Genomic DNA, 6,018 nt, shown 5'->3' on the forward strand with positions numbered 1-6,018 from the left:
ACTGTTCCGAAGAGGATCACGCGATCAATAGACGCAGTGAATTCGTCATTCTTAAATAGTTAAAGTAGTAAGTTTAGTATAGTTAGAAAAGTCCTCACCCTGTCATGGGGTGGGGATTTTTTGTTTTTTTCAATATAGGAACTGAATAATTAACATTATTTTTTCAGAATCATGTGAATTTGTGAAAAAAAGTATATTGTAGGTTATTTTGGTTTTATTATTATTAATAATATTTATTTAACTTAATAAATAATGAATTGCGAAATTATTTTTTTATAGTATTGAATGTATGATAATATATGTTGAGGTTTAGTGACAGTTGAGCATGAGCAAGACTATTTGTTTTGTTAATCTTTGTATAAAAAATATTTTATATTTGAGCCTAACTAACTTAAAACTTAATACGTATGAAAAGAATTACAGTGCTGTTTTTCTTCTTGCTAAGTATTTTTTATACTTATGGACAAGAGGTTACGATTGGCACAGGTACGAGAAGCGATAGGAACCCAATGGGGGCTCTTTATGGCTTCGAACGATCAGCTGCATTGTATACCGCAGCTGAAATTAATCAAGTAGGTTTTATCAATAAATTAGCTTGGGATATCGGAAGCGTAAAGCAAGAGAGACCCATTAAAATTTATTTAAAGGAAGTAGACAATGCGACTTTAGTTGCCAATAATTGGAACAGCTTTATTGCGGATGCTACCTTAGTTTATGAGGGTATTGCTCGTCCTGTAACTACAGGTTATTATACTATTGCTTTTTTGAATTCTTTCAACTACTCAGATGGAACAAAGAATTTATTAGTTTTGGTTGAAACCAATTACGGGGGAAGTGGTGGTGGAAGCTCTTTTGATATTAAAGCAACAGAAGCTACCAATATGCACTTTACAAAAGGGAAGGATAATACTGCACCTACAGAAGATTTAAGTGCCGTAACTTCAAGGCCAAATTTGAAAATTACGTTTGGTAATCAAATAACATGTCCTCAGGTTACTGGAACGATTCAAGGAATTTCCTCAACAAGTGTGAATTTTACTATTTCAGATCAACCAACTACAGAATCAATTGAGTATGAGGTTAGAACTTCTGGCGAACCTGGATCTGGTGCAACTGGATTAGCTGTTTCCGGAACTTTAACGGATATCAGCACCCAGCCTTTAGTTATTGACGGATTAACAGAAAGTACCAGCTATAGCTTATATCTTCGCGCTAATTGCGGAGCAGAGGGGACTTCATTTTACACTTATGCTGGTCAATTCACTACTTCACAAGTGCCTGCAACATTACCGTTTAATGAAAATTTTGAAGGTAGTGTCAATTGGCAAATGGGAACAGGCTCTACCAATAAATGGTTTATAGGTGATGTTGTGAATAACGGTGGCACAAAGGCATTGTATATTAGTAAAGATGAAGGGGTTAGTTATGAATATGATAGAAGTGCGTCTAGTGTTACACATGCCTATCGTGACTTAGCTATTCCAGCAAACACTGATGAGCTATCAATTGGTTTTGATTGGAAGGCTGTTGGAGAGGGAAGCTCAACACAATACGATTATTTTAGAGTTTGGATCGTTCCATCTACTTATACGCCTGTAACTAATACACAGATTACTGCGGCTCCAAATCGAATGCAATTAGGGGGGAATTATAACTTGACTCCTGAATTTACTAGAGCAACTATTGAACAAAATATAGCTGCGTTTGCAGGTCAAAATGTGCGTTTAGTATTTGAATGGAGAAATGATGGAAGTGGTGGAGATCAACCACCTGCAGCAATCGATAATATAGAAGTAAAACAAGTTCTGTGTAGTCTACCAAGTAATTTGATCGTGGATGCACTGACAAAAAATTCAATTAAAGTGAGTTGGGGAGAAATAGCAAACGCATCTAGTTATGATGTGTTCCTAAGCACAGATGCAACCCAACCGGATGAGTCAGCAACTGTTGTCAATGTAACAGCTGCAACACACACATTTACTAACTTAGAACCCAATACAATTTATTACATATGGGTGCGCTCTAGATGTTCTGACAATGCAGAGAGTACATGGACAACGGCTTTAGAAGCACGTACACCTTTAGTACCGAAAGCACTACCTTATGCTGAAGATTTTGAAGGAGATATCTCCTTTGGATATATAAATGATACAACCAATAAATGGGTTGTTGGTACGGCGGTAAATAACGGCGGAACAAATGCCTTATACATTAGTAATGATGATGGGGTAACTAACGAATATACGGTATCAGGCGCACAAGTCTCTCATGTATTTCAAGATTTTGAAATACCGCAAGATGTCAATGAACTTAGCATACGATTTGATTGGCGTTGTGTGGGAGAAACAGTTAGTTTTGATAGATTTAAAGTGTGGGCAGTTCCTGTAGACTTTTTGCCGATTGCAGGTACTCAAATTACCGCAGATGCAGGACGAATCCAACTAGGAAGAGAAAATTACAATGGAAATAATGCATTCTTAGCTGAAAACTTAATTGTAGATGCTACCTCATTTGCTGGTCAAACCATGCGTCTAGTTTTTGAATGGAGACAAGATAGTAGTGGAGGAACGCAACCTCCTGCAGCTATTGACAATTTGAATGTTGAAGTAATTACCTGTAGTCAACCTTCAAACTTGGTACTAGAGGGAGTAACGTCAAATAACTTAACAGCGAGTTGGGGTGCAATTGCTAGCGCTGCAAGTTATGAGGTGTATATCGGTACAGATGCAACACCACCAGGTGCTACTGTAACCACGGTAAATGTGACGGGTACAACACATATATTTGAAGGGTTACAACCCAATACAACTTATTATGTCTGGGTACGTACGAAATGTTCTGCTACTGAGGTTAGTTTATGGACGGGACCTCTACAAGCTAGGACCTCTTTAGTTCCCGTAGGATTACCCTATGAAGATGATTTTGAAACAGACCAGCCTTACGCTATGGTCAATGACAACTTGAACAAGTGGTTTATTGGTAATGCCGTAAACAATGGTGGTGATAAAGCCCTATATATTACAAGTGATGATGGTGTAACCAATGCTTATATCAAAGATGATATTTCGCAGGTATCCCAAATTTATAAAGATTTTACGATTCCTGCTGGAGCAACAGATATTGAAATTACATTTGATTGGCGCTGCGTTGGAGAAAGTAGTTTTGACTATTTTAGAGTTTGGGCGGTACCGACAACGTATTTCCCTACCGCTAACGTGTTAACTACTGCAACGAATAGTTCAGGGGTTCAATTAGGCAGAACGAATTTTAGTCAAAATGATAGCTTCCTAAACGAGAGACTTGTCTTTGATGCTACTGCTTATGCCGGACAAACGTTACGCTTGCTTTTTGAATGGAGAAATGACGCAAGTGGTGGGACTCAACCACCAGCTGCTATTGACAATTTAAAACTGAAACAAATTACATGTCCGACTGTTGATCCTACAACGATTACTATCGGATCAATAACTAGAAATTCAGCAGTCGTTTCATGGACTGCAGTTACAGGAATAAGCTCCTATGATGTTTATCACAATACAACGGGGGTTCGTCCAGACGAAACAACTACGCCAACTGCTACAGTTAATGGAACAACTCATACTCTAAATAATCTAGCGGATGGTACACAGTTCTTTGTTTGGGTACGCTCACACTGTAGTGCAACAGATACAGGCTATTGGGAAGGACCTATCTCATTCTCAACAGACTTAATTCCTGTGGATCTGCCTTATTTCGAGGACTTTAACGATAATCCGAAATTTGGCTATGTGAACGACAGCAAGAATAAATGGGTTGTTGGTCAAGCCAATAATATTGCTGGAGAAGCGATGTATATTAGTAAAGACAATGGAGTTTCTAATTCGTATGAGGTAAGTGGCGCACAAGTTTCACATATTTATAAAGACATTATCTTCCCAGCAAATGCAACAGAGGTTTACACGATGAGCTTTAATTGGAGAGCAGTAGGAGAAAGTACATATGACTATTTCAGAGTATGGTTAGTCCCTACTACATACGTTCCTGTAGCTGGTGTACAGACAACAGCTGCCAATAGTGGCGGGGTTCAGTTAGGACAAAATATCTACAACCTAACGCCTGCTTTCACACCTGAGCGAATTGATTTTGATGCTACACCCTATGCAGGTCAGACTATGCGTGTTATTTTTGAGTGGAGACAAGATGGGGGTGGCGGTGCTCAACCACCTGCTGCAATTAAGAACTTGTATATCCAACATGTGGCTTGTGGAGATATTGAGGAAATTGTGATTGAGAAAATTGACAATACAGAAGATTTTCATATTTCATGGACACCTGCTGGTGACGAAACAAAATGGGAAATTTTTATTGTTGAAATAGGCGAAAGTGATCCTTTATATACTACTCAAGGTATTGTAGTAGAAGGAACCCCAGAGTATATATTTGAAGATGCTGTAGAAGAAGTATTCTATCGTGTATATGTTCGTGCTATTTGTTCTGATACTGAAAAAGGATTCTGGGTTGGTCCTGAACAGTTTTCTGTTTTCTACCCTCCAGGATGTGCAAATATTGACGTTGAGGAACTCGATATTGAAATTGCTGATGATGGGAATTACTACCTTTGTACAGATGAACCTGTAACGCTAGATTTAAAAGCAAATTTCTACGATATCAGAGCTACCACAGAATATGAAGTTGAATCGATTGACTACGATCCTCCGTTCCCATTTGTGGGAGGAGATGCTATTAGTTTGACAAGAGATGATTATTGGTCTGATATCATTGATCTTGGATTTGATTTTTGTTTTTTTGGCAATAGTTATGACAAAGTATTAATTGGTACTAATGGAATGCTGACATTCAGTATCGCTGGAGAAGTCGATAATGGAAGATACCAACCCCTTGCTCCTACAGGATATCTCTTTAATGACACGCATCAAATTCCAATGGATAGAGGTGGAACAACAAGCCCTCCTTATGTAAATTCAATTTTTGGAGTAATGCAAGATATGTATCCTGATAATTCTCCATCAGATTATTCTGTTAACTATCAGATTTTGGGAACCGCTCCATGTCGTGCGTTAGTATTTAATATGTATCACATGGGATTATTTGGCTCTGACTGTCCTTACGACCCATCTGATATTGAGGGAAGTACGCAAACAACGCAAGTTGTTTTATATGAGGGTACTAATATTATTGAAGTCTATGTAAAGAACAGAAAGGCATGTACCGGATTTAATAACGGAAGTGGTTTAATTGGTATTCAAAATGAAGATGGTACCCAAGGCTATGCCCCTCCAGGAAGAAATTCTGGACCATGGGATGCTCAAAATGAGGCTTGGCGCTTTGTGCCTAGTGGCCCATCAATTGCTACCTTCCAATGGTTAAAAGATGGAGAATTCTATTCTGATCAAACGGATATTAGCGTAACTATTGAGGAATCAGTTGTCTATACAGGAAAAATTAGTTATACCCATTGTAATGGTGAGGAATTAGAAATTAAAAAGAACTTTTCTTTCTTAAAAGAGCCATTTAACCTTTCAACGCCTCAAACATTATACGACTGCGCTAAAAAACCAGGATCAGAGTACGTATATAACTTGGACGATAATATTCCTGTGGTGTTACAAGGTCTAAATATTGAGGAATTTACAGTTGAATATTTTACTAGTAAAGCCGATTTAGATGCAGGTATTAATTCAATAGACCCTTCGTTTGTAACTGAGAATCCAGAAGGTGTGATCATTTATATGAAGGTTACTAATAAGCTGACCAAATGTCCGAAAGATACCTCATTTAGGCTAGGTAAGAATGAGCAATTAGGGGCAACCCAAATAGAGCCTATTTTTATTTGTAAAGAAGTTGTTTTACCTAAATTAGCGGATGGAGAAGCGTACTACACAGATCCATACGGAGCGGGAACCAAATACGAAGCAGGTGCACTGTATAATGTCGTAGGAAAGAACACCTTGTATGTTTATCGTGAGGATGAAAATGGATGCTATGGACAATCGGAATTCACAATTGAGATTTTGCCAG

At 38.1% G+C, this 6,018-nt stretch carries 1 protein-coding gene; it reads left to right on the top strand.

The annotated features are described in order from the left end of the window. Window positions 1-407: 407 nt before the first annotated feature. Window positions 408-6,018 (top strand): fibronectin type III domain-containing protein (locus tag HX062_RS15860; protein WP_286468094.1); only part of this gene is annotated, 5,611 nt, incomplete at its 3' end.

Origin of the sequence: Myroides sp. DF42-4-2 (assembly GCF_030326445.1) — a bacterium.
Classification (GTDB): domain Bacteria; phylum Bacteroidota; class Bacteroidia; order Flavobacteriales; family Flavobacteriaceae; genus Flavobacterium.